This is a genomic window from Photobacterium sp. GB-1, assembly GCF_003026165.1.
Lineage (GTDB): Bacteria > Pseudomonadota > Gammaproteobacteria > Enterobacterales > Vibrionaceae > Photobacterium.
In genome coordinates this window covers 1-2,068 of record NZ_PYOB01000051.1, presented here as the reverse complement: position 1 = coordinate 2,068, position 2,068 = coordinate 1, and the positions used below count along the sequence as shown (strand labels likewise).

The 2,068-nt window shown below is 45.0% G+C and carries 1 protein-coding gene; it reads left to right on the top strand.

The annotated features are described in order from the left end of the window. Positions 1-583 precede the first annotated feature (583 nt). Positions 584-2,056: a group II intron reverse transcriptase/maturase gene (gene ltrA / locus C9J45_RS21300; RefSeq protein ID WP_107262345.1), complete on the top strand. Its 1,473-nt coding sequence runs from the start codon at positions 584-586 to the stop codon at positions 2,054-2,056. Positions 2,057-2,068: the final 12 nt, after the last annotated feature.

The following is a 2,068-nucleotide window of genomic DNA, read 5'->3' as shown; positions in this document are numbered from 1 at the left end:
TGTCCGTGCGACCTGAAGTCGTATGAAGCGTTGTTCACCGCTTTATGAGTGAACCGTCTGTATCACCAGATGAACCTACGAGCCTGAATAAAGCAGCGGCTCGGACAATGTAACGAAACTTGGCCGTTGGGCTGAGTGGGAAAAGAATCGTGAGAGGACGTTCCTCCTGAAAACCACAAGTCGGGTGAGTGCTAGGTAGTCAGTATGATGAACGTATGTGAATCCATCCAAGGTGCGTTATGTGATGAAGCAGCGGAAGTGGTTAATACGCTGTGGCCAAAATGGCAATGAGAGTCGGAAAGAAGTTGGACAGTATTCTTTCGTGATCGCAGTACTCTCCGCACTATAGTGGGCATCTAAGCTGACATTTTACGTGACATACGGAACAGGGTAAGCCTGTATCATTCCCTTTGGGAAAGCCTTAGTGGCCGATAGTGATGCAGGTATAGGAGGTCGGAAAAAGCGAAAGCTACATTGTAATGATGTAGATACAGACTCATGTTTGATCACGAAAGTGAGCCCACTTCCGACTGGTCTCCCTTTGCGAGATAGTTTGAAGAACTTTATTTAAGGAGAAAAGCAAATGATGATCTCGAAAGAGATTAGTGCATCTTCTGACGGTGCTCAATGGCAGTCAATAGACTGGAAATCCGTTGAAGCACACGTATTAAAGCTTCAAATGCGTATCGCAAAAGCAACTAGAGAAAAGAAATACGGTAAGGTGAACTCCTTACAGTGGCTCTTAACTCATTCTCGCTCAGCTAAGCTTCTTGCGGTTAAGCGTGTATCTCAAAACAAAGGCAGTAAAACGCCTGGAATAGATGGTGTCATCTGGAACACAGATGCACGCCGTATGAAAGCAGTCAATCAGCTTAGTCGCAAGACTTATAAAGCGAAACCACTCAAACGTATCTACATTCCCAAAAAGAACGGCAAGCTCAGGCCATTAGGCATTCCGTGCATGATTGATAGAGCGCAACAAGCACTCCATCTACTAGCACTAGAGCCTGTATCTGAAACACTTGCTGACCCCAATAGCTATGGATTTAGGCCAAATCGCAGCACTGCTGACGCGGTCAGTCAATGCTTCAAATGCTTGGCACTAAAGAAATCAGCCAAATGGGTACTTGAAGGGGATATCAAAGCCTGTTTCGACAAGATCGGCCATCAATGGCTTCTTGATAACATCGCTGTAGATAAGCGAATGTTGGAACAATGGCTAAAGTCTGGCTTTATGGACAAAGGTTTGTTCTATGATACTGATGAGGGTACACCACAAGGCGGAATCATATCTCCGACCTTGATGTTAATGACTCTCGCAGGGCTAGAGCAGTACATAAAATCCACTGCGCTCAAAAAGAGTGCTAGAGCTAACTTTATTGGTTATGCAGATGATTTCGTGGTCACCTGCTCTTCAAAGGAAGTGCTCGTGAACGACATCAAACCGTTGATTTCTGATTTTCTGGCAGAAAGAGGGTTAACCCTCTCCGAAGAGAAAACGAAGATCACTCATATTGATGACGGCTTTGACTTTCTGGGCTTCAATCACAGGAAGTACAAAGGGAAACTGCTCATCAAGCCGAGCAAATCCAACACGCTGTTATTTTTGAGAAACCTACGTGAACTCATCAAAAAGCACGCAACCATTCCTGTTAACGATCTTATCAAGTTGATAAATCCGAAACTCAGGGGATGGGCGAATTACTATCGCCACTGTGTTGCTAAGCAGATATTCGGGTATGTCGGCCACAATCTATTCCAAGCATTATGGCACTGGGCAGTTAGACGTCATCCAACCAAGTCCAAGGACTGGGTTGTTCATAAATACTTCCTTAACCGTAAAGGCCAATGGCAATTTCACGGTTGGCAGAAAGTCATGAACATGGATTGCCTGTTTAACCTATTCCAAATAGCAAAAGTGCCCATCGAGCGACATGTAAAAATCAAGAGTGCCGCTACGCCCTTTGATCCTCAATACCAAGAATACTTGGCAAAGAGAAAATCAAAGAAGCAATGCCGCAACTCTTGGCATGAACCTGCTCTCGCTGCTTTGTAAGTTGCTGGGTGC

What these genes read in the sequence shown, in the direction of transcription:
- ltrA (WP_107262345.1), top strand. Translation starts at nt 584, where the DNA reads ATGATGATCTCGAAAGAGATTAGTGCATCTTCTGACGGTGCTCAATGG.